The organism is Arthrobacter sp. Z5-13 (assembly GCF_056499105.1).
In genome coordinates, this window is sequence record NZ_CP096460.1 from 3,174,128 (window position 1) to 3,196,097 (window position 21,970).

A 21,970-nucleotide genomic window follows, 5' to 3' on the forward strand; every position below is an offset into this window, starting at 1 on the left:
CCGGGGCGTCAGCAATTTAACCCAGTCTGTTAACCGGAGTCCTGGCCGGCGCCCAGCAAACTGCTCACGAATCTGCTGCCGAACGCCAAGGCAGCAGGAAAGTGCACATTTCCCAGTGCCCAAGCGGCGATGCACATGCCCACCATGGCGTAGGCGCTCACCGGAATCAGGACCAGCCACTCACGGCGGGAACCGGCACGGCCCAGCAGCGGGATGGAAAACGCGCCGTTGGCCTTCCACACGTCCTTGAGTAAGGGCAGTTTCCGCAGGAATTTCGGCGGCTTGATAACTATCGGCCAGAGGAGCGGGACTCCACCGGTGGTGATCATGTCCCCCACTATGTGCACCACAACCCCGGTCAGCATGGACACCGGCAGCCAGGTCCACTGGTCCGGAGCGAACCACGTCACCAGGCCGGCCATCGTAAGGGCAAACAGCCAGTTGGTGATCCAGCCCGACTTCGGGAACAGCTTGAGTGCCTTCGCGGCGATGTTGATCAGGAACATGCACAGCAGGCCTGCTCCCACGGACAGGATCCCCCAGTCTGTGTGCAGCTGGATCTGACCGGCCATCATAGCCAGCACCACGAAAAAGGCTCCGCCTAACAGCGAGTGCGTTCCCTGCCGGTGTCCACCGCTCACGTTCTCTATTCCAACGGCGATGATGTTCGACAACGGAGGCAGAGACTGGGCTACCGTGCTGTGGCGGTGGTCCCAATCGAGCACCAGGGCGGTTCCCGCCGTCGCCATGCCGCCGATCAAAATTCCGGTGGCGTCCAGCGGGTACCAGCCCAAGGTGTATGGGCCTGTGGAAGCAATGGCTACCCACGCCGCGGCTCCCGACGCGGCGTGGTGTCCTCCCATCAAGGCTCAGCCCGCGGTCAGTTGCGCTGCTGGAGCGTCAGAGAAGATATTGCGGATGACCCCATTGGCCCATTCGAGGATTTCGGCGTCCTGCAGGTCCCGTCCACCGATTTTCGCGGTCTTGGGCTTGGGAATCAGAACGGCGTCCAGCGCCGGCTTCGACTGCGCCCCCGGGTACATGCGGTTCAGGCGCATGGTCTTGGACTCCGGCAACTGGGCCGGCGAGAAGCGGATGAAGTTGCCCTGAAGTGCGACGTCGGACAGGCCGGCTTCGCGGGCCCCCACCCGGAAACGGGCGACGGCGATCAGGTTCTGTGCGGGCAGCGGCGGTTCACCGTAACGGTCCACCAGCTCGGCAAGCACTTCATCGATGGCCTCGTAGCTGATGGCAGCCGCCAGCTTGCGGTACGCCTCCAGCCGGAGCCGTTCACCGGGCACGTAATCGTGCGGCAGGTGCGCATTCACGGGCAGCTCGATCTTCATCTCAGCCGCCTTTTCTTCAGCATCGCCGCGGTAGTCCGCCACGGCCTCGCCCACCAGACGGATGTAGAGATCGAACCCGACGCCCTGGATATGGCCGGACTGTTCCCCGCCCAGCAGGTTTCCGGCGCCGCGGATTTCGAGGTCCTTCATGGCCAGCTGCATGCCGGCGCCAAGCTCATTGTGGGCGGCGACGGCCTTGAGACGCTCCAGGGCCACTTCCCCCAACGGCTTTTCTGCCGGGTACAGGAAGTAGGCGTAGGCGCGTTCACGGCCTCGGCCTACGCGGCCGCGCAGCTGGTGCAGCTGCGAGAGCCCGTACTTGTCAGCGCCGTCCACAATCAAGGTGTTGGCATTGGAGATGTCGAGGCCCGTCTCGATGATGGTGGTGCACACCAGCACGTCAAAGCGCTTCTCCCAGAAATCGACAATGATCTGTTCGAGCCGGCTCTCGGACATCTGCCCATGGGCCACCTCAACCCGGGCTTCCGGTACCAGTTCCCGGATCTTTGCGGCTGTCCGTTCAATGCTGGAAACCCGGTTGTGGACGAAGAAGACCTGGCCTTCGCGCATGAGTTCGCGCCGGATTGCAGCGGACGTCTGCTTGTCTGTGTAGGGGCCCACGTACGTCAGCACGGGATGGCGTTCTTCCGGCGGCGTAGCCAGCGTGGACGTTTCCCGGATCCCTGTCAGCGACATCTCGAGGGTACGGGGAATGGGAGTAGCACTCATGGCCAGCACATCCACGTTGGTGCGCATCTTCTTGAGCGCTTCCTTGTGTTCCACGCCGAAACGCTGCTCCTCGTCAACGATCACCAGGCCAAGGTCCTTGAACTCAAAGTCCTTGGAGAGCAGCCGGTGCGTGCCGATCACGACGTCGACCGCGCCGCTCTTGACGCCCTCCACCGTTTCTTTGGTCTCCTTCGTGCCCTGGAAACGGGACAAAGGCTTGACCCGGAGCGGGAACCCGGAGAACCTCTCGGTGAAGGTCTCATAGTGCTGCTGCGCCAAGAGCGTGGTGGGCACCAGCACAGCCACCTGCTTTCCATCCTGCACAGCCTTGAAGGCTGCACGGACCGCGATCTCGGTCTTGCCGTAGCCCACATCCCCTGAAACCAGCCGGTCCATCGGGATTTCGCGCTCCATGTCCGCCTTGACCTCGTTGATGGTGGTCAACTGGTCCGGGGTCTCAACATAGGGGAAGGCTTCCTCAAGCTCACGCTGCCAGGGGGTATCCGGGCTGAATGAGAATCCGCGGGATGCCATCCGCGCGGAGTACAGCCGGATGAGTTCGCCGGCAATCTCCTTGACGGCCTTGCGTGCCTTGGACTTGGTGCTGGCCCAGTCGGAGCCGCCCATCTTGCTGAGCACCGGAGTGTCCCCGCCGACATAACGGGTCACCTGGTCCAGCTGGTCCGTGGGTACAAAGAGCCTGTCCCCCGGCGCTCCGCGTTTGGACGGAGCGTATTCCAGCACGAGGTACTCCCGCATGCCGTCCCCGCCGCCGGAGACCTTCCGCTGGATGAGCTCCACGAAACGTCCGATGCCGTGTTGTTCGTGAACCACATGATCGCCGGCGAGGAGCTGCAGGGGGTCCACAGCGTTCCGCCGTTTGGAGGGCATCCGCCGCATGTCCTTGGTGGAACCCGCGGAGGTGCGGCCCAGCAGGTCCGCCTCGGTGAGAAGGCTGAGCTTGAGGCCCTCCAGGACAAAACCGCGCCCCACGGCGGCAGTTGTTATTTCGATGATGCCCGGCTGCGGATCCTTATCGAGTACGTCCACCCGGGCACAGGGAATGTCGTTGTCGTGGAACAGTTCCGCAAGCCGCTGGGCAGGACCAGGCCCCTCAGTGACCACAACAATGCGCCACTGGTCCCGGACGTGGGAGCCGATGAAATCCATCATCTCCGCCACATCACCCTGGTAGCCGCGCGGTTCACGGGCGTGCAGGTTCAGGACGTCAATATCCGGCGCTATTTCCTCATCGGTGGCAAGGGAGGTGATGGACCACCAAGACACTTCGTGAGCCAAAGCAGCAGCCCTGGTGTCCGTAAGGGAGCGGAAGCTGGCTGAGTGGAGCGCTTCGGAGGCCGCAGAGCTCAGATCCAAAGGTGCCGTCCCGCCGTCGGACGCCGTGGACCATGCGGCTTCAAGGAACTCTTCATTGGTGGCGGCAAGATCGTGGGCCCTGGTCCGCACCTTCTCGGGTTCGATCACTACGGAGATCGAACCGGCCGGAAGCTGGTCAACGAACGGCACCATCGAGTCCACCAGGACCGGCGCCAGTGACTCCATGCCTTCGACGGCGATCCCGCCCGCGATCTTCTCCAGCATGTCCGCGGCTGCCGGCATCTGTGCCTTGAGCGTTGCCGCACGGGACATGACCGACGGCGTGATCAGGATTTCACGGCACGGCGGAGCGTGGAGCCCGGTTGGGTGGTGGACACCAGGGGCCGACAGCGAGCGCTGGTCAGCTACTGCGAACCACCGCATCTGATCCACTTCATCGCCGAAGAACTCCACGCGGATGGGGTGGTCTTCAGTCGGCGGAAAGACATCGAGAATGCCGCCGCGGACCGCGAACTCCCCACGGTGGGTCACCATATCGACGCGTGCGTACGCGGCATCGGCGAGTGCCCGCACAACATCGGTGAAGGAGCGCTCCTGGCCAACTTTCAAGGTCACGGGGGTCAACTCGCCCAGTCCTGCCACAATGGGCTGAACCACGGCACGGACCGGCGCTACCACCACCCGCAAGGGGCCGGTGGGCGAGGTTTCCGGGTGGGCCAACCGGCGAAGAACAGACAGGCGCCGGCCCACGGTGTCCGAGCGCGGGGACAGCCTTTCATGCGGCAGCGTTTCCCAACTGGGGAACTCTGTCACCGAGTCCGCCGGCAAATATGCCCTCAGCGCCTCGGTCAGGTCCTCTGCCTCGCGTCCCGTAGCAGTCACTGCGAGTACTATCCCTGCGTTTCCGTTGGTACCTTGCTGTGCCAGACCGTCAGCCATTTCAGCCAGCAGTGCAGCCCTGAGTCCTGCCGGGGCGCTGATCTGATAGTCCTCGCTGCGGCCGTCAAAGCTCCTGGCAGCCTCCGCCTGGACCCGGGCAAAGGTTTTGTCTTCGGCGAGGACGCGGCGCAGACCGGTGAGGGATGGGCCGTTGAGGCTCATGGCTGAAGCTCCTGAAATGTTCACGGGGATGCAGGCAACACGAAAACCCGAAATTCATGAGAATCCCGGGTGTTCCCAGCCTACCCCTGCCACAGGGGTAGAGGCACGCGGAGCTGAATTACGGACAGGCCCCGGGTCGCAGAGCAAAGGTAAGCTGGCTTAGTGTCCACTCCCCCGGCAGTCACACCCGTCCACCAGTCCCATTCCGCTGAATCCCGCACCGTGCTGGTGACTGGCGCCACCGGCTATATCGGCGGCCGACTGGTCCCCCGGCTGCTCGAGGCCGGACACCGGGTCAAAGTGCTGGTGCGCACACCAGGAAAAATAGCGGGAGTGCCGTGGCTCGATCAGGTGGAAGTGATCCGAAACGGCTTGGACGACGCTCAGTCCTTGCGCGAATCCCTGAATGGCGTAGACGTGCTGTACTACCTGGTGCACTCCATGGCAGCAGGGTCAGGGTTCGAAACCAAGGAGCAGGAGATGGCCGGGCTCGTAGCCCGTGCTGCTGCCGACGCGGGCGTGGGGAGGATTGTGTATCTCGGGGGCCTGCACCCCCGGGACCAGGTTCTGTCCACGCACATGCGTTCGCGCGAGGCTGTGGGCCAGACGTTCCTTGACGGCCCCGTCAACGCCATCGTCTTTCAGGCGGGAGTGGTCATCGGATCGGGGTCTGCATCCTTTGAAATGATCAGGCACCTCTCCGAAACTCTGCCCGTGATGCCGGCGCCCAGCTGGGTGCGGAACAGGATCGAAGCGATAGCGGTCAGGGACGTGCTTTACTACCTTGTTGCCGCCGCTGCGCTGGATGGGGCCATCAACCGCACATTCGACATCGGTTCCCGGGATGTCCTCACGTACGCCGGGATGATGAACAAATATGCCGCGGAAGCAGGCCTTCCCCGGCGCCTCGTCCTGGCCCTGCCTGTCCCTGCGCCAAAACTGGCTGGCCTCTGGGTGGCGCTGGTAACTCCCATTCCGCTTTCAATGTCACTCCCCCTTGTGCAGTCCCTGCAGCACGACGCCGTCTCCGGCGAACAGGACATTGATCGCTTTATCCCCCAGCCCGACGGCGGCCTCACCAACTACCGTTCCGCCGTCGCCCTTGCATTGGGTAAGGAACGGGACGGGCAGGTGGAGACCACCTGGGCAAGTGCCGGGGCGGACGCCGATCCGCTCCCCAGCGATCCCGACTGGGCCGGGCACAAGGTCTCCATCGACGAGAGGAGATTCCACGGTGATGTGGATCCCCGTCAGGTGTGGACTGTCATCGAGGGAATCGGGGGACGCAACGGCTGGTATTCCCTTCCGTTGGCCTGGAAGCTGCGCGGGTGGCTGGACAAGCTGACCGGGGGTGCCGGCCTTTTACGTGGGCGCCGGCACCCAGGCAGCCTGACGGTGGGGGAAGTGGTGGACTGGTGGCGGGTGGAAAAGATCGACAGGGGACGGCTGTTGCTTCTCCGCGCGGAAATGCGCGCCCCGGGGCGGGCGTGGCTGGAACTGTCCGTGGAACCGGACGGGACTGGAAGCTTGTATCGGCAACGCGCGATTTTCTTTCCCCGGGGCCTCAGCGGCCGCCTATACTGGCTTGCTGTCCTGCCGTTCCATAGCCTGATTTTCCCTGCAATGTCACGCAACATTACGGCAGCAGCCCAAGCACTCGCCGATGCGGAAGAGGCCGCGCAAACACCGTAGGATGTGGAAGGCAAAAAGCGATGACCCCCACTTTCCTGACACACGGAGGAACAATGGCACTGAGTGCTTCCACAACCCTGCCGCACAACGTTGAGCTCGTAGCAGCTGTTTTCGTCAACGAGGATTTCCAGCGCCATACCAGCGAACTGGTCGGCGGCACCCTGGAATCCTTTACGGTTGACGGAGATGTCGCCGGCGCATTCAGCACCACTTCTGTGCGGACGTTGCCCACCACGCGCCTGCCCGAGATTGCCCGCAAGTTCGTGGGCGACACCCTGAAGGTGACGCAGCTGGAAACCTGGGAGGCCCCGGCCGCTGACGGTTCCCGCCAGAGCAAGATCAGCCTCAAGATCGCCGGCGCCCCCCTGGACGTCACCGCTGTGCAGCGGCTTGTTGCCGACGGCGGCAGCACACGCGTTGAGCTCGAAGGCAACGTCACGTCGTCGGTTCCCTTGCTCGGCGGAAAGATCGCCGATGCAGCTGAACCCATGGTGGGCAAGGCGCTGAACATCCAGTCCCAGCAGGCACAGGCCTGGCTGGAAAGCCACTGATCCCATGCAGCTACCGGTACTGCTGTCAGTTGTCCTGATCATTTCGGGGGTGTGGTCCCTTGCCGTCTGGCCTCAGTTCCTGCGCCGGGTCATGAAGGATTCCCGGGCACGCGATGAGGCAGGGAAGGCCACCAGGTTCCTCACGGTCCACGTTGTGCTGGTGAGTGTCTCCATGGTCCTGGGGGCCGCCACCGCCGCGATCGGGATTGCTGCGCTGGTATAGCCTGCAACGGGAGTAGCAAGAAGTGCGCCTGCCCCTAATGGGCCAGGCGCACTTTTGCCAGAAGGTGGCATCTGGACTTAGCGGTGGCGGGCCTCTACGAGGCCTGGTTGAGGGCGTCCTCTGCCGCTACCCAGGAAATCATGGCGCACTTGACCCGGGCGGCGTAGCGGGCCACCCCCTCGAATGCGGCTGCGTCGCCAAGGACTTCCGGATCGGCGTGGACCTTGCCCCGCGATCTGAGTACTTCCCTGAAAGCCCCAATCGTCTCGTGAAGCTCCTCAACCGTCATCCCCTCCGCCATTTCACTGAGCACAGAGGCAGAGGCCATGGAAATGGAACAGCCTTCGCCATCCCAGGAAATCTGGGCCACCTTTCCGCGATCGACGGCGACACGGAAAGTCACTTCGTCGCCACAGACAGGGTTTAACTGGTGCGACTGCCCCGTTGACGTTCCGACCGGCGCTGGAGTGGCGGAAAGACCACTGCCATGCCTGGTCTTGGAATGATCAAGAATGATTTGCTGGTAAAGCTGGTCGAGGCTCATGTTGATTCGCTCCCTAAGCCCGGAAGTAGGAACGGACCCCGGCGACAGCCTCAAGGAAGGCGTCGACGTCGTCCGTGGTGTTGTACAGATAGGTGCTTGCCCTTGTGCTTGCGGTGAGCCCCAGCCTCCGATGCAACGGTTGGGCACAGTGATGGCCAACCCGAACGGCTATGCCCCGGCTGTCCAGGAACTGTCCGACGTCGTGCGCGTGAACTCCGTCAACGTCAAAGGCCGCCAGACCAATCCGTTCCTCCCCCGCCGCCGGACCCAATACCCGAACGCCTTCGATCCGCTCAAGCCCCGCCACCATCCGTTGCCCGAGTTCAGACTCCCAGGCGTGGATCCGGTCCAAGCCTGTTTCACTAAGGTAGTTGGCGGCAGCAGCGAGGGCGACTGCCTGGGAGATGCGTTGTGTTCCCGCCTCGAACCGCTGGGGTGCGGGCAGGTATTCCGCCCGTTCCATTGTCACTGTGGTGATCATGGAACCGCCGGTAAGGAATGGCGGCAGGGTATCCAGGAGTTCCTGTTTTCCGTAGAGCACACCGATGCCAGTGGGGGCGAGCATCTTGTGGCCCGAAAAAACGGCGAAATCCACGTCGAGTTTCTTGAGGTCCAGTGCCAGGTGCGGCGCAGACTGGCAGGCATCAAGCACCACGAGGGCGTTATGTTTCCGGGCCATGGCCACAAGCTTCTGTACTGGATTGATAATTCCAAGGACGTTTGAGGCGTGCGTAAAGGCCAGCAGCCGGGTGCGTTCCCCGATAATTTCCGCGGCCTGCCCCAGGTCCAGGGCCCCGGAACCGTCAATGCGGACGTACCGTAGGGTTGCCCCGGTCCTGAATGCGAGTTCCTGCCAAGGAATGAGGTTGGCGTGGTGCTCCATCTCCGTGACCACGATTTCGTCCCCGGGCCCCACGGCCAGTTCCTTCAGCCGCTGGTCCCCCCTGCCCTGGGCTGCCCAGAGGGCCGCGTTGGACAGTGCATAACTGATCAGGTTCAGCCCCTCCGTGGCATTGGAGGTCCACACCGTTTCCTCATAGTTGGCACCGATAAAATCCGCTACTGTCTGGCGCGCGTCCTCGAAGGCTTCCGTTGCCTCAACGGCCAGATGGTGAGCGCCGCGGTGGACGGCAGCATTGCGCTGCTCGTAAAACTCCTGCTCGGCCTCGATCACGCTGAGCGGGTTTTGCGAAGTGGCGCCGGAATCCAAGTAGATGAGCGGCTGCCCGTTAACCGTCTGGGAAAGGGCCGGGAAGTCATTCCGGATGCGCAGGACCTCCGCGTTGCCGATCGCCGGAACCGCGTGCTCCAGCGTGGTCGGCGTTGTTACTACGGCCAAAGGAACTCCCTAGGATACCAATTGTGCGACATTCAATTGTCCCACAGCACAAGGGCAGGCGGCTGTCTCCCCCCGAGGATCTTCACCAAGCCTCCGTCAGCGGCGGGCCCGGGAACAGTGGCACGATCCATTTTCGATGGCCCAGTCCAGGCAGGACAGGTGGGCCCAGCAGGCGGAGGCTTCATTACACGTCACCCCGTGCCTTGGCCATGCGACATAAGACCCCAAATGCTGAGTCGGTTGTATGAGCCAACCGCGGGCCTTTTTCGGCAAGGTGAAAGACGTTACCCTAAGGGCCATGAAGGTCTTAGTCACTGGCGGATCGGGTTATATCGGATCACACACAACCTTGTGCCTGCTCAATGCAGGCCATGAAGTTATTGTTGTCGATAATTTCATTAATTCATCCCATGAATCCTTACAAAGAGTCAGTGAATTAACCAACAAACCGGTCATTTTCCGACGCGTCGATCTTTTGGATTTCGAAGCTCTTAATCAAGTGTTCCAGGAAGGCGAAATAGAGGCGGTAATTCACTTCGCTGGCCTGAAATCAGTGAGCGAATCCGTATCCGTACCGATCATGTATTACCGCAACAACATCGTCAGTACTCTCAATTTGGTGGAGTGCATGGATGAGTTCAATGTGAATACCTTGGTTTTCAGCTCTTCAGCCACCGTCTACGGGGACTCCGAGGATGTACCGCTTACGGAGAAGATGCCGCTGGATGCCAGCAATCCTTACGGGCGGACAAAGGAACAGATTGAAGACATCCTGACGGACTTGTCTGCCTCTGATCCCCGCTGGAAGATTGCGTTGCTTCGATACTTCAACCCGGTCGGCGCCCACGAATCCGGTCGTATCGGCGAGGATCCAAAAGGCACCCCCAACAATTTACTTCCGTTCGTCGCCCAAGTTGCCGTAGGCCGCCGTGAAAAAGTTCTCGTGTTTGGTAAGGATTACCCCACGCATGACGGCACCGGCGTCCGGGATTATATCCACGTTATGGATCTGGCAAGCGGCCACTTGGCTGCGCTCTCCTACCTGCTAAAGCACAACGGCATCCACCGATGGAACCTCGGCACTGGACGCGGCTCCTCCGTTCTGGAAGTTATTGAAGCCTTCAGTCGAGCAGCGGGTAAGTCAATTCCCTTTGACTTCGCCCCACGGCGCGCCGGCGATGTTGCAGTCAGCTTCGCAGATCCCTCGGCAGCCATGGCCGATTTGGGGTGGTCCGCGGAGCGGGATCTGGCAGCTATGTGCCGTGATCACTGGCGCTGGCAGAGCGACAACCCGCAAGGGTATTCCTCCGATGGAAATGTGTAGGACCCACTACCATCCAGCCAACTGCGCGCCGAATGTTACGTCCCTAAAACAGAGGCCAAACGGGAGGTCTTACTTCCATCCGATTGGGCTTGCATCCCAGCAATACCGGGCATTTCACAGCTTCACCGAGTCTCCGCCAAGCTGTATTCGAGATTTATAACGGTTTTGCATCGAGCAATGTCAGCGTGCAAGACTAGGGGCGGTCTCGGGGAAGTACTCCCACTTGTAAGGTTGCGTTCGTGCACGCCAAATGGGGATGGCACCAACTAGAGAGTTACACACTACTTATGAACAATCCGTCGACCCCAATTTCAGCGCGCCCTAAAGCTGGCAGATTAGTGTTTGCGGCCGGAGTTGTCACCGCTGCTCTGCTCGCCGCCACCATTCCCGGCATGCCTGCCAGCGCAGAAGAACCGGCACTGGTAGAGGGCTCCGTTGTGCTCAACGACTCCATGTCGCGCACGGTCAGCCGCGGATGGGGACTGTCTCCGCAAAATGTATCCTATAGCTCCGCGTCACCTTCGACGTCCGTCAGCTCTGGTCACGCCAACATGTCGCTCACAGAGCGCGGTAAGTCCATCACCACGGCGGCATCGCTGTCAGTTGCCAATGCTCAGGCGTCCTATACAGTGTCCATCCGCGATCTGCCGACTTCCGGCAGTGGTGTCTACTCCTCCCTGCATATCCGTGAGACGGCCGGCGGGTATTACCGCACTGTCCTCAGGGTTGCCCCCGGGGGCAAGGCAACGCTTGAAACTTCGCGGTCCAATGGGAGCTCGGGAATCACCGTGCTGAAAAGCGCCACGGCCCTGCCGTTCCTGGTCAAAGCAGGGCAGAACATTAATTTGAAGCTGCAGACGTCGGGTTCCACCGCGGTCCGGCTTAAAGCCAAGGCGTGGGCAGCAGGCAGCAACGAGCCGACGACCTGGGCCAACGAATACACAGATACATCCACCCAGCGGATCACCACTCCCGGCGCCGTTGCCGTTGCCGGCTACCTTTCCAGCACGGGCCAGCCTACGGCCTTGGCATTCGATGACTTCAAGGTCAGCACCCTGGTCGCTCCCGCGGCTACGACGGCACCGGTTTCTCCAGTTTCCGACGCCGATCTTCCTGGGTGGGGTCAGCCTGCGTTCCGGGACGAGTTTTCCACTGATACGCGACAGTGGAACGTACGCGATAATGAATCGTTGTCCTATGACGTTGCACGTATCAAGGCAGCCAATGTCACTGTCAGTGATGGCCTGTTGCACATCACGGGTAAGCGCCAAACTGTTGATGGCCGCGACTTCACCACTGGCTATATAGACTCTATGGGCAAATTTGAGCAGCAGTACGGTCGCTGGGAGATCCGTGCCAAGATTCCCACCACTCCGGGAGATTCTCGCGGAATCTGGCCCGCTTTCTGGCTGCGCAATAAAGGCGCTGGCGAAGTGGACATTATGGAAGCCTGGGGTACCCCGTCCACCAACGCCATGCCCGCTGGCACCTCATACTTCACCGCCCATGAATCCACCTATGGCTCGGGAACCAAGAAGGGCTGGAACTGGGAGGCCCTGGCAGGTACCACGGTCGATTCCTCTGCTGACTTCCACACGTGGGCTGTTGAATACACTCCGACGGAGCTCAAGGGCTACTTTGACGGCAAGCTTGTAGCCACTGCCACCAAGCAGCAATATCCGTGGCTGTGGGGACCCAACTTCCAGTCAGCCTTCAATATGAGGCTAAATCTGCAGATCGGTTCTTCCTACTACGGCAATCCGATCGGCCCGGACTACACAGATACCAAGTCGTCCGCTGACTACCAGATCGACTATGTTCGGGCTTGGGCGTATAACGGCTGAGCACTCCCTCCTGGGATTTGGCGCAATTGGTGCTGTAGCCGGCAGTGATGTCATACAACGCCAGGAGCCTCAGATGAGGTGGACCTCGTAAAGGTCCACCTCATCCGTCGTTTAAGGATTCTTTTGTTCCCTGAACGCAAGCTACCTAGCCTCAGGATCCGATACATTCGCTTCTCACTACGGCAAAATCTGCGGCCCTTGCGGCCCGGGTAGTCCCTACTCCCACGCTGCTAAAAACACTTGCTTTTGACCCCGGTTCCACCTGCCCAAAAGCTGCTTCACTTGTGGTTGGACTGCAGCCTACTGGTCTTTACCGAAAAACCCCTCGAACCTTCCAGTGGCCGTATTTTTGCCTTGTTCTGCGTGTTTGCCAGGCCTACAGTTTGGAGCAATCCAGCCTTGTCAGCCGGTCTTCTGACAGTGGTCGCAAGAGTTGGGAACTGGCACTAATCAAAGGGGGCTCAGAAGTGTCACCTGTCGACTCTTCCTCCCAAAACAAGACCAAGCTGCAGGCCAAAGGCCATCTGAAGGGCGTCCGTTGGACGCTTGCCATTGTGGCTTGCCCAGCCATGGTGTGGACTCTGACGGCCTCCGTACCTGCCGGTGGTGCGAGCACCGCGGCTGTAGGTTCGGCAAACGTAGAAACTAAGTTGGATGGACCGTCGCATCCGGCCCAGCCCAACCCGGCCCCGGCAGGACAGCCCGCTGAACCTGCGGCCCCTGCTCCGGCCGCGCCCGAGCAAACGCTGCCTGGCGGTTCACCAGCAACCGTCCCGCAGCCCCCTGGCCCTGCCACACGTTCCGCAGCACAGGGCGCTATAGCCGCATTCGTCGATCGCTCAACCGGAATAGGCAAGGCCGCAGCGGCAGAACCGGGGAAGAGCACAGCGAGTTTCGCAGAAATCGCGAAGGGTGCTGCCCTGGGAGAGCTTGAAGCACAGGAACAGGAATTCTCATCCAACCACTGGCGTCAGTCCGGAACTGTCAAAACGGTCGGCGAGCCCGTGCTGGTGGAAGAGATCAGGGATGGTCACACCCTGATTCACGCAACTGTTTGCGTCGACTCCAGCAGTGTTCAGACGACGGATGAGAGCGGTGCCGTTGTCCTGGCAGCCTCACCTGAAGGTACCCGGAAGTACCTCAACACCTATGTCCTTCAGGAAGTCGACGGCAAGTTGCTCATCGTCGAGCACACCTTCCCCAACGATCCAGCCTGCTGAGCCGCACGGAGGAGTAATCATGACGTCAAAGGCATTGTCCCAGCTCAGGCCTAAGGCACTTGTAGCCACCTTGTCCGCGTTCCTCATGGCCATTTCCGTGATGGTTGTGGTGGCTCCTGGTGTGCGTGCTGCAGGACCTACCGTTTATGACGGTTCTTCTGAGGGGACTGCTGCGGCGTCGTGCTGGGAGGTGAAGCAGGTTTCACCGGCAAGTCCTTCCGGCATTTATTGGTTGCGTACGGACAAACTCCAGGCGCCGGAGCAGTTCTACTGCGATCAAACCTCCGATGGTGGCGGCTGGGTGCTGATCGGCCGGGGCCGTGAAGGGTGGAAAGAAAAGTATGAGGGCCTGGGCACAACGGCACAGGTCCGGAGTGCGGTGACAGGCCAGACAGCTTTCGCTGCCCGCGAGCTTTCATCGGCGGTTATCGATGGCCTGCTGAACGGACAGCGGGTCGATGCCATGACGGACGGGATCCGTCTGCGGCGCGCTACCAATTCGGCAGGAACCGCGTGGCAGGAAGCCCGGTTCAAAGTACTGGGACAGGCCGGCTGGGTGTGGACGTTCGGGTCTGAACGCCGGGTGGGAAGTTATTCCTTTGATGGGGTCAGCGGCAGCGGCGGCCAAACGATGAGTTTTGGGTTGGACTCCGGCTTCCGCCGCGTCGATTCGCGGTCCATCGCAGCACAGAGCTGGACGCAGGGTTTTGCCTTCGGCTCCAGCATCACGGGTGAAAATTCGAGCACGACCTACCTGTGGTCCGCCACCTCAACGACGGGAAGCGCACGGCCCTTTACCCAGATGTACCTGAGGCCGCGCCTTACCCAGGCTGATTTGGCCAACACGCCGATCCCCAATGGCGGCACCGCAGCTTACGCCCAACGGGCGCTGCCCGAGACGGGAGCATTGCCCACGCGCTGGGGAGTCACCGGGCAGGCCAACGGCCGGACCGGGGAAATGGACACTGAGGCCCAGGCCTTCACTCAAGCCGGAAACACGGTGTTCGTTGGAGGCAACTTTAAGTTCGTGCAGCAGACTTCAGCCGGTGCCGGGCAAGTACAGCAGTCTTATCTGGCCGGCTTCAACGCCGCCACCGGCGACTGGGTCTCCGGGTTCCGCCCCACCTTCAACGGCCAGGTAAAAGCATTGACTGTGCTGCCCAGCGGCATACTGGTAGCCGGTGGCGAGTTCACCACTGTCAACGGTGAGCCGGCCAGCGGGATCGTTGGCCTGGATCCGGTCACGGGTGCCACCAACAAAACCTGGACCATGTCCATAGTCAACGCGCTCCCCTCGCAAGTCGTTCAGGTCCGGAGCCTGTCAGTTCTCGGTAACTGGCTGTATCTCGGAGGAAACTTCACCCACCTGGGTGGCGGGACCCGTCCGAGCGCCACCACCTACGCAAGGGCTGCGGGCCGGGCGTCGGTGACTGATGGCACGCCCGATCCCACCTGGAACCCGGCATTCAACGGAACCGTGACAGCCGTCGATGCCAGCGTGGACGGCGGCCGGCTATACGCCTCCGGATACTTCACCAGTTCGAATTCGGCCGCGGCCAACAAAGTCGCAGCTGTCCTCACGAGCTCGGGAGCTCCCCTGGCTTCACCGGCCTGGACCTGGGTACCCAGCTCGACGGCGAACTTCCAGTTCGCCATCAAGGAAGCACTAAACAGGGTGTGGATCGGCGGTTCGGAGCATAGCCTCTTCAGCTTCGACAAAGCCAACTTCAGCCGGCTGTCCTCGAACATCACCAAGCAAGGCGGGGACTTCCAGACGATTTCCATGGGCAACGGAGTCATCTTCGGCGGCTGCCATTGCAACAACTGGAACTACTCCGGCGCAGACAAATGGTCCTCAATCGGCACAGCCTGGACAAGCGCGGACACGATCGGCTTCGTCGGCGCCTGGGACGCCTCAACAGGACAGATCATCCCCGAATTCAACCCCACCATGAGGGGCCGCGGCGGATACGGAGCCTGGGGAACCTTCACTGACAGCACCGGGGCACTCTGGATCGGCGGCGACTTCATCAGCTCAACCTCCCGCACCGGAGCAAACCAGTGGTCCGGCGGATTCGTCCGCTTTGGCGCCAGGGACACCACAGCACCCGGTTCCCCCGGCAATCCAGCAGCCTCTGGCAACGGCACAACCGACACCATCACATGGACCCGCTCATCAGACACATCAGCACGCTATCAAGTGCTGCGCAACGAGCGAGTCATCGCCACCACCGCCGCAGGCGCAACCTCGCTGACCGTCCCCGCCGTCGCCGGCGCCCGGTACTTCGTCAGAGCCATTGACCCCGCCGGAAACCTCTCAGCCAGCACAACCGTAGTCACCGCAGGAGTTGCACCAGCATCCTCCACCCTCATCGCCGCTGGCTCCACCTGGCGCTACAACTTCAACAACTCCGCCCCCGATCCCGCATGGAAAACCACCGCGTTCAACGACACCGGCTGGGCCTCAGGACCAGCCCCCCTTGGCTGGGGAACCACAGGCCTGGGAACCACACTGACAGCTGAGGGAACCAAGCCCCTTGCCATCCAGTACCGCAAGACATTCACCATCGCCGACGCCACAGTCATCGCCTCCGTCACCATCAACACCCGAGCCGACGACGGGATCGTGGTCTATGTCAACGGAACCGAAGTGACCCGGGTCAACATGCCCACAGGAACCATCTCCTACAACACCTACTCAACGACCTCACCAAGCACCAGTACCGCCCTCGCCAACCCCGTAACACTCACCATCCCCCAGTCAGCCTTCACCACCGGGATCAACAGCATCACCGCTGAAGTCCACTCCGGCTACCGGGCAACCCCCAACTCCAGCTTCGAGTTAACCGCCGTGGCAACCCTCAAGAATCAATGAAAGGGACCACAGTGACCCACCTGACACCCGAATCCCCTGCTGAGCCGCACGGAGGAGTAATCATGACGTCAAAGGCATTGTCCCAGCTCAGGCCTAAGGCATTGGTAGCCACCTTGTCCGCGTTCCTCATGGCCATTTCCGTGATGGTTGTGGTGGCTCCTGGTGTGCGTGCTGCAGGACCTACCGTTTATGACGGTTCTTCTGAGGGGACTGCTGCGGCGTCGTGCTGGGAGGTGAAGCAGGTTTCACCGGCAAGTCCTTCCGGCATTTACTGGTTGCGTACCGACAAACTCCAGGCGCCGGAGCAGTTCTACTGCGATCAAACCTCCGATGGTGGCGGCTGGGTGCTGATCGGCCGGGGCCGTGAAGGGTGGAAAGAAAAGTATGAGGGCCTGGGCACAACGGCACAGGTCCGGAGTGCGGTGACAGGCCAGACAGCTTTCGCTGCCCGCGAGCTTTCATCGGCGGTCATCGATGGCCTGCTGAACGGACAGCGGGTCGATGCCATGACGGACGGGATCCGTCTGCGGCGCGCCACCAACTCGGCAGGAACCGCGTGGCAGGAAGCCCGGTTCAAAGTACTGGGACAGGCCGGCTGGGTGTGGACGTTCGGGTCTGAACGCCGGGTGGGAAGTTATTCCTTTGATGGGGTCAGCGGCAGCGGCGGCCAAACGATGAGTTTTGGGTTGGACTCCGGCTTCCGCCGCGTCGATTCGCGGTCCATCGCAGCACAGAGCTGGACGCAGGGTTTTGCCTTCGGCTCCAGCATCACGGGTACAAATTCGAGCACGACCTACCTGTGGTCCGCCACCTCAACGACGGGAAGCGCACGGCCCTTTACCCAGATGTACCTGAGGCCGCGCCTTACCCAGGCTAATTTGGCCAACACGCCGATCCCCAATGGCGGCACCGCAGCTTACGCCCAACGGGCGCTGCCCGAGACGGGAGCATTGCCCACGCGCTGGGGAGTCACCGGGCAGGCCAACGGCCGGACCGGGGAAATGGACACTGAGGCCCAGGCCTTCACTCAAGCCGGAAACACGGTGTTCGTTGGAGGCAACTTTAAGTTCGTGCAGCAGACTTCAGCCGGTGCCGGGCAAGTACAGCAGTCTTATCTGGCCGGCTTCAACGCCGCCACCGGCGACTGGGTCTCCGGGTTCCGCCCCACCTTCAACGGCCAGGTAAAAGCATTGACTGTGCTGCCCAGCGGCATACTCGTAGCCGGTGGCGAGTTCACCACTGTCAACGGTCAACCCGCCAGCGGGATCGTTGGCCTGGATCCGGTCACGGGTGCCACCAACAAAACCTGGACCATGTCCATAGTCAACGCGCTCCCCTCGCAAGTCGTTCAGGTCCGGAGCCTGTCAGTTCTCGGTAACTGGCTGTATCTCGGAGGAAACTTCACCCACCTGGGTGGCGGGACCCGTCCGAGCGCCACCACCTACGCAAGGGCTGCGGGCCGGGCGTCGGTGACTGATGGCACGCCCGATCCCACCTGGAACCCGGCGTTCAACGGAACCGTGACAGCCGTCGATGCCAGCGTGGACGGCGGCCGGCTATACGCCTCCGGATACTTCACCAGTTCGAATTCGGCCGCGGCCAACAAAGTCGCAGCTGTCCTCACGAGCTCGGGAGCTCCCCTGGCTTCACCGGCCTGGACCTGGGTACCCAGCTCGACGGCGAACTTCCAGTTCGCCATCAAGGAAGCACCGAACAGGGTGTGGATCGGCGGTTCGGAGCATAGCCTCTTCAGCTTCGACAAAGCCAACTTCAGCCGGCTGTCCTCGAACATCACCAAGCAAGGCGGGGACTTCCAGACGATTTCCATGGGCAACGGAGTCATCTTCGGCGGCTGCCATTGCAACAACTGGAACTACTCCGGCGCAGACAAATGGTCCTCAATCGGCACAGCCTGGACAAGCGCGGACACGATCGGCTTCGTCGGCGCCTGGGACGCCTCAACAGGACAGATCATCCCCGAATTCAACCCCACCATGAGGGGCCGCGGCGGATACGGAGCCTGGGGAACCTTCACTGACAGCACCGGGGCACTCTGGATCGGCGGCGACTTCATCAGCTCAACCTCCCGCACCGGAGCAAACCAGTGGTCCGGCGGATTCGTCCGCTTTGGCGCCAGGGACACCACAGCACCCGGTTCCCCCGGCAATCCAGCAGCCTCTGGCAACGGCACAACCGACACCATCACATGGACCCGCTCATCAGACACATCAGCACGCTATCAAGTGCTGCGCAACGAGCGAGTCATCGCCACCACCGCCGCAGGCGCAACCTCGCTGACCGTCCCCGCCGTCGCCGGCGCCCGGTACTTCGTCAGAGCCATTGACCCCGCCGGAAACCTCTCAGCCAGCACAACCGTAGTCACCGCAGGAGTTGCACCAGCATCCTCCACCCTCATCGCCGCTGGCTCCACCTGGCGCTACAACTTCAACAACTCCGCCCCCGATCCCGCATGGAAAACCACCGCGTTCAACGACACCGGCTGGGCCTCAGGACCAGCCCCCCTTGGCTGGGGAACCACAGGCCTGGGAACCACACTGACAGCTGAGGGAACCAAGCCCCTTGCCATCCAGTACCGCAAGACATTCACCATCGCCGACGCCACAGTCATCGCCTCCGTCACCATCAACACCCGAGCCGACGACGGGATCGTGGTCTATGTCAACGGAACCGAAGTGACCCGGGTCAACATGCCCACAGGAACCATCTCCTACAACACCTACTCAACGACCTCACCAAGCACCAGTACCGCCCTCGCCAACCCCGTAACACTCACCATCCCCCAGTCAGCCTTCACCACCGGGATCAACAGCATCACCGCTGAAGTCCACTCCGGCTACCGGGCAACCCCCAACTCCAGCTTCGAGTTAACCGCCGTGGCAACCCTCAAGAATCAATGAAAGGGACCACAGTGACCCACCTGACACCCGAATCCCCTGCTGAGCCGCACGGAGGAGTAATCATGACGTCAAAGGCATTGTCCCAGCTCAGGCCTAAGGCATTGGTAGCCACCTTGTCCGCGTTCCTCATGGCCATTTCCGTGATGGTTGTGGTGGCTCCTGGTGTGCGTGCTGCAGGACCTACCGTTTATGACGGTTCTTCTGAGGGGACTGCTGCGGCGTCGTGCTGGGAGGTGAAGCAGGTTTCACCGGCAAGTCCTTCCGGCATTTATTGGTTGCGTACGGACAAACTCCAGGCGCCGGAGCAGTTCTACTGCGATCAAACCTCCGATGGTGGCGGCTGGGTGCTGATCGGCCGGGGCCGTGAAGGGTGGAAAGAAAAGTATGAGGGCCTGGGCACAACGGCACAGGTCCGGAGTGCGGTGACAGGCCAGACAGCTTTCGCTGCCCGCGAGCTTTCATCGGCGGTTATCGATGGCCTGCTGAACGGACAGCGGGTCGATGCCATGACGGACGGGATCCGTCTGCGGCGCGCTACCAATTCGGCAGGAACCGCGTGGCAGGAAGCCCGGTTCAAAGTACTGGGACAGGCCGGCTGGGTGTGGACGTTCGGGTCTGAACGCCGGGTGGGAAGTTATTCCTTTGATGGGGTCAGCGGCAGCGGCGGCCAAACGATGAGTTTTGGGTTGGACTCCGGCTTCCGCCGCGTCGATTCGCGGTCCATCGCAGCACAGAGCTGGACGCAGGGTTTTGCCTTCGGCTCCAGCATCACGGGTGAAAATTCGAGCACGACCTACCTGTGGTCCGCCACCTCAACGACGGGAAGCGCACGGCCCTTTACCCAGATGTACCTGAGGCCGCGCCTTACCCAGGCTGATTTGGCCAACACGCCGATCCCCAATGGCGGCACCGCAGCTTACGCCCAACGGGCGCTGCCCGAGACGGGAGCATTGCCCACGCGCTGGGGAGTCACCGGGCAGGCCAACGGCCGGACCGGGGAAATGGACACTGAGGCCCAGGCCTTCACTCAAGCCGGAAACACGGTGTTCGTTGGAGGCAACTTTAAGTTCGTGCAGCAGACTTCAGCCGGTGCCGGGCAAGTACAGCAGTCTTATCTGGCCGGCTTCAACGCCGCCACCGGCGACTGGGTCTCCGGGTTCCGCCCCACCTTCAACGGCCAGGTAAAAGCATTGACTGTGCTGCCCAGCGGCATACTGGTAGCCGGTGGCGAGTTCACCACTGTCAACGGTGAGCCGGCCAGCGGGATCGTTGGCCTGGATCCGGTCACGGGTGCCACCAACAAAACCTGGACCATGTCCATAGTCAACGCGCTCCCCTCGCAAGTCGTTCAGGTCCGGAGCCTGTCAGTTCTCGGTAACTGGCTGTATCTCGGAGGAAACTTCACCCACCTGGGTGGCGGGACCCGTCCGAGCGCCACCACCTACGCAAGGGCTGCGGGCCGGGCGTCGGTGACTGATGGCACGCCCGATCCCACCTGGAACCCGGCGTTCAACGGAACCGTGACAGCCGTCGATGCCAGCGTGGACGGCGGCCGGCTATACGCCTCCGGATACTTCACCAGTTCGAATTCGGCCGCGGCCAACAAAGTCGCAGCTGTCCTCACGAGCTCGGGAGCTCCCCTGGCTTCACCGGCCTGGACCTGGGTACCCAGCTCGACGACGAACTTCCAGTTCGCCATCAAGGAAGCACCGAACAGGGTGTGGATCGGCGGTTCGGAGCATAGCCTCTTCAGCTTCGACAAAGCCAACTTCAGCCGGCTGTCCTCGAACATCACCAAGCAAGGCGGGGACTTCCAGACGATTTCCATGGGCAACGGAGTCATCTTCGGCGGCTGCCATTGCAACAACTGGAACTACTCCGGCGCAGACAAATGGTCCTCAATCGGCACAGCCTGGACAAGCGCGGACACGATCGGCTTCGTCGGCGCCTGGGACGCCTCAACAGGACAGATCATCCCCGAATTCAACCCCACCATGAGGGGCCGCGGCGGATACGGAGCCTGGGGAACCTTCACTGACAGCACCGGGGCACTCTGGATCGGCGGCGACTTCATCAGCTCAACCTCCCGCACCGGAGCAAACCAGTGGTCCGGCGGATTCGTCCGCTTTGGCGCCAGGGACACCACAGCACCCGGTTCCCCCGGCAATCCAGCAGCCTCTGGCAACGGCACAACCGACACCATCACATGGACCCGCTCATCAGACGCATCAGCACGCTATCAAGTGCTGCGCAACGAGCGAGTCATCGCCACCACCGCCGCAGGCGCAACCTCCTTGACCGTCCCCGCCGTCGCCGGCGCCCGGTACTTCGTCAGAGCCATTGACCCCGCCGGAAACCTCTCAGCCAGCACAACCGTAGTCACCGCAGGAGTTGCACCAGCATCCTCCACCCTCATCGCCGCTGGCTCCACCTGGCGCTACAACTTCAACAACTCCGCCCCCGATCCCGCATGGAAAACCACCGCGTTCAACGACACCGGCTGGGCCTCAGGACCAGCCCCCCTTGGCTGGGGAACCACAGGCCTGGGAACCACACTGACAGCTGAGGGAACCAAGCCCCTTGCCATCCAGTACCGCAAGACATTCACCATCGCCGACGCCACAGTCATCGCCTCCGTCACCATCAACACCCGAGCCGACGACGGGATCGTGGTCTATGTCAACGGAACCGAAGTGACCCGGGTCAACATGCCCACAGGAACCATCTCCTACAACACCTACTCAACAGCCTCACCAAGCACCAGTACCGCCCTCGCCAACCCCGTAACACTCACCATCCCCCAGTCAGCCTTCACCACCGGGATCAACAGCATCACCGCTGAAGTCCACTCCGGCTACCGGGCAACCCCCAACTCCAGCTTCGAGTTAACCGCCGTGGCAACCCTCAAGAATCAATGAAAGGGACC

General features: G+C 61.7%; 13 protein-coding genes. 9 read left to right on the top strand and 4 right to left on the bottom strand.

The genetic code is table 11. The annotated features are described in order from the left end of the window. Positions 1–29: 29 nt before the first annotated feature. Together M1E02_RS14850 and mfd are read right to left on the bottom strand one after the other, a co-directional pair. Complete coding sequence (locus tag M1E02_RS14850) at positions 30–863, bottom strand: metal-dependent hydrolase (protein ID WP_479374999.1); 834 nt, start codon at positions 861–863, stop codon at positions 30–32. A gap of 6 nt (positions 864–869) precedes the next feature. After that, positions 870–4,514 carry a transcription-repair coupling factor gene (gene mfd / locus M1E02_RS14855; protein ID WP_479375000.1) on the bottom strand — a complete coding sequence of 1,215 codons (3,645 nt, stop codon included), beginning with the start codon at positions 4,512–4,514 and terminating at the stop codon, positions 870–872. A gap of 162 nt (positions 4,515–4,676) precedes the next feature. On the opposite strand from mfd, the gene M1E02_RS14860 reads away from it, so the two are divergent. From M1E02_RS14860 to M1E02_RS14870, 3 genes are read left to right on the top strand one after another with little or no spacing between them, the layout of a single operon-like run. Then, entirely contained in the window at positions 4,677–6,206 is a 1,530-nt protein-coding gene (locus M1E02_RS14860) for an SDR family oxidoreductase (protein WP_479375001.1), read from the top strand. Positions 6,207–6,259: 53 nt separating this feature from the next. Further along, positions 6,260–6,757 carry a DUF2505 domain-containing protein gene (locus M1E02_RS14865; RefSeq protein ID WP_479378172.1) on the top strand — a complete coding sequence of 166 codons (498 nt, stop codon included), beginning with the start codon at positions 6,260–6,262 and terminating at the stop codon, positions 6,755–6,757. A 4-nt stretch (positions 6,758–6,761) separates the two neighbouring features. Continuing rightward, on the top strand, positions 6,762–6,980 hold the full coding sequence (locus tag M1E02_RS14870) for an SCO4848 family membrane protein (RefSeq protein WP_479375002.1): 219 nt from the start codon (positions 6,762–6,764) through the stop codon (positions 6,978–6,980). A gap of 94 nt (positions 6,981–7,074) precedes the next feature. Here M1E02_RS14870 and sufU read toward each other — a convergent pair whose 3' ends face one another. Both sufU and M1E02_RS14880 read right to left on the bottom strand, forming a co-directional pair. Continuing rightward, entirely contained in the window at positions 7,075–7,524 is a 450-nt protein-coding gene (gene sufU / locus M1E02_RS14875) for a Fe-S cluster assembly sulfur transfer protein SufU (protein WP_479375003.1), read from the bottom strand. Positions 7,525–7,537: 13 nt separating this feature from the next. Continuing rightward, positions 7,538–8,863, bottom strand: coding sequence for an aminotransferase class V-fold PLP-dependent enzyme (locus M1E02_RS14880; RefSeq protein WP_479375004.1), 1,326 nt, complete (start codon positions 8,861–8,863; stop codon positions 7,538–7,540). 298 nt (positions 8,864–9,161) lie between these two features. Here M1E02_RS14880 and galE point away from each other — a divergent pair, with 298 nt between their 5' ends. The 6 genes from galE to M1E02_RS14910 all read left to right on the top strand — a co-directional run bounded on the left by galE (position 9,162) and on the right by M1E02_RS14910 (position 21,962). Further along, the gene (gene galE / locus M1E02_RS14885; RefSeq protein WP_479378173.1) at positions 9,162–10,187 is read left to right on the top strand and encodes a UDP-glucose 4-epimerase GalE; all 1,026 of its coding nucleotides are present in this window, start codon (positions 9,162–9,164) and stop codon (positions 10,185–10,187) included. A gap of 338 nt (positions 10,188–10,525) precedes the next feature. Continuing rightward, a complete protein-coding gene (locus M1E02_RS14890) occupies positions 10,526–12,031 on the top strand; it encodes a glycoside hydrolase family 16 protein (protein WP_479375005.1) in 1,506 nt (501 codons plus the stop codon). Between the two features lie 467 nt (positions 12,032–12,498). Beyond that, complete coding sequence (locus M1E02_RS14895) at positions 12,499–13,251, top strand: hypothetical protein (RefSeq protein ID WP_479375006.1); 753 nt, start codon at positions 12,499–12,501, stop codon at positions 13,249–13,251. A 19-nt stretch (positions 13,252–13,270) separates the two neighbouring features. Then, the gene (locus M1E02_RS14900; RefSeq protein WP_479375007.1) at positions 13,271–16,126 is read left to right on the top strand and encodes a fibrinogen-like YCDxxxxGGGW domain-containing protein; all 2,856 of its coding nucleotides are present in this window, start codon (positions 13,271–13,273) and stop codon (positions 16,124–16,126) included. A gap of 62 nt (positions 16,127–16,188) precedes the next feature. Next, on the top strand, positions 16,189–19,044 hold the full coding sequence (locus M1E02_RS14905; protein ID WP_479375008.1) for a fibrinogen-like YCDxxxxGGGW domain-containing protein: 2,856 nt from the start codon (positions 16,189–16,191) through the stop codon (positions 19,042–19,044). A 62-nt stretch (positions 19,045–19,106) separates the two neighbouring features. Continuing rightward, the gene (locus tag M1E02_RS14910; RefSeq protein WP_479375009.1) at positions 19,107–21,962 is read left to right on the top strand and encodes a fibrinogen-like YCDxxxxGGGW domain-containing protein; all 2,856 of its coding nucleotides are present in this window, start codon (positions 19,107–19,109) and stop codon (positions 21,960–21,962) included. The last annotated feature ends 8 nt before the right edge of the window (positions 21,963–21,970 follow it).

Coding starts and splice junctions, on each gene's coding strand:
- M1E02_RS14850 (WP_479374999.1), bottom strand. CDS start 863: ATGGGAGGACACCACGCCGCGTCGGGAGCCGCGGCGTGGGTAGCCATT.
- mfd (WP_479375000.1), bottom strand. CDS start 4,514: ATGAGCCTCAACGGCCCATCCCTCACCGGTCTGCGCCGCGTCCTCGCC.
- M1E02_RS14865 (WP_479378172.1), top strand. CDS start 6,260: ATGGCACTGAGTGCTTCCACAACCCTGCCGCACAACGTTGAGCTCGTA.
- M1E02_RS14870 (WP_479375002.1), top strand. CDS start 6,762: ATGCAGCTACCGGTACTGCTGTCAGTTGTCCTGATCATTTCGGGGGTG.
- sufU (WP_479375003.1), bottom strand. CDS start 7,524: ATGAGCCTCGACCAGCTTTACCAGCAAATCATTCTTGATCATTCCAAG.
- galE (WP_479378173.1), top strand. CDS start 9,162: ATGAAGGTCTTAGTCACTGGCGGATCGGGTTATATCGGATCACACACA.
- M1E02_RS14900 (WP_479375007.1), top strand. CDS start 13,271: ATGACGTCAAAGGCATTGTCCCAGCTCAGGCCTAAGGCACTTGTAGCC.
- M1E02_RS14905 (WP_479375008.1), top strand. CDS start 16,189: ATGACGTCAAAGGCATTGTCCCAGCTCAGGCCTAAGGCATTGGTAGCC.
- M1E02_RS14910 (WP_479375009.1), top strand. CDS start 19,107: ATGACGTCAAAGGCATTGTCCCAGCTCAGGCCTAAGGCATTGGTAGCC.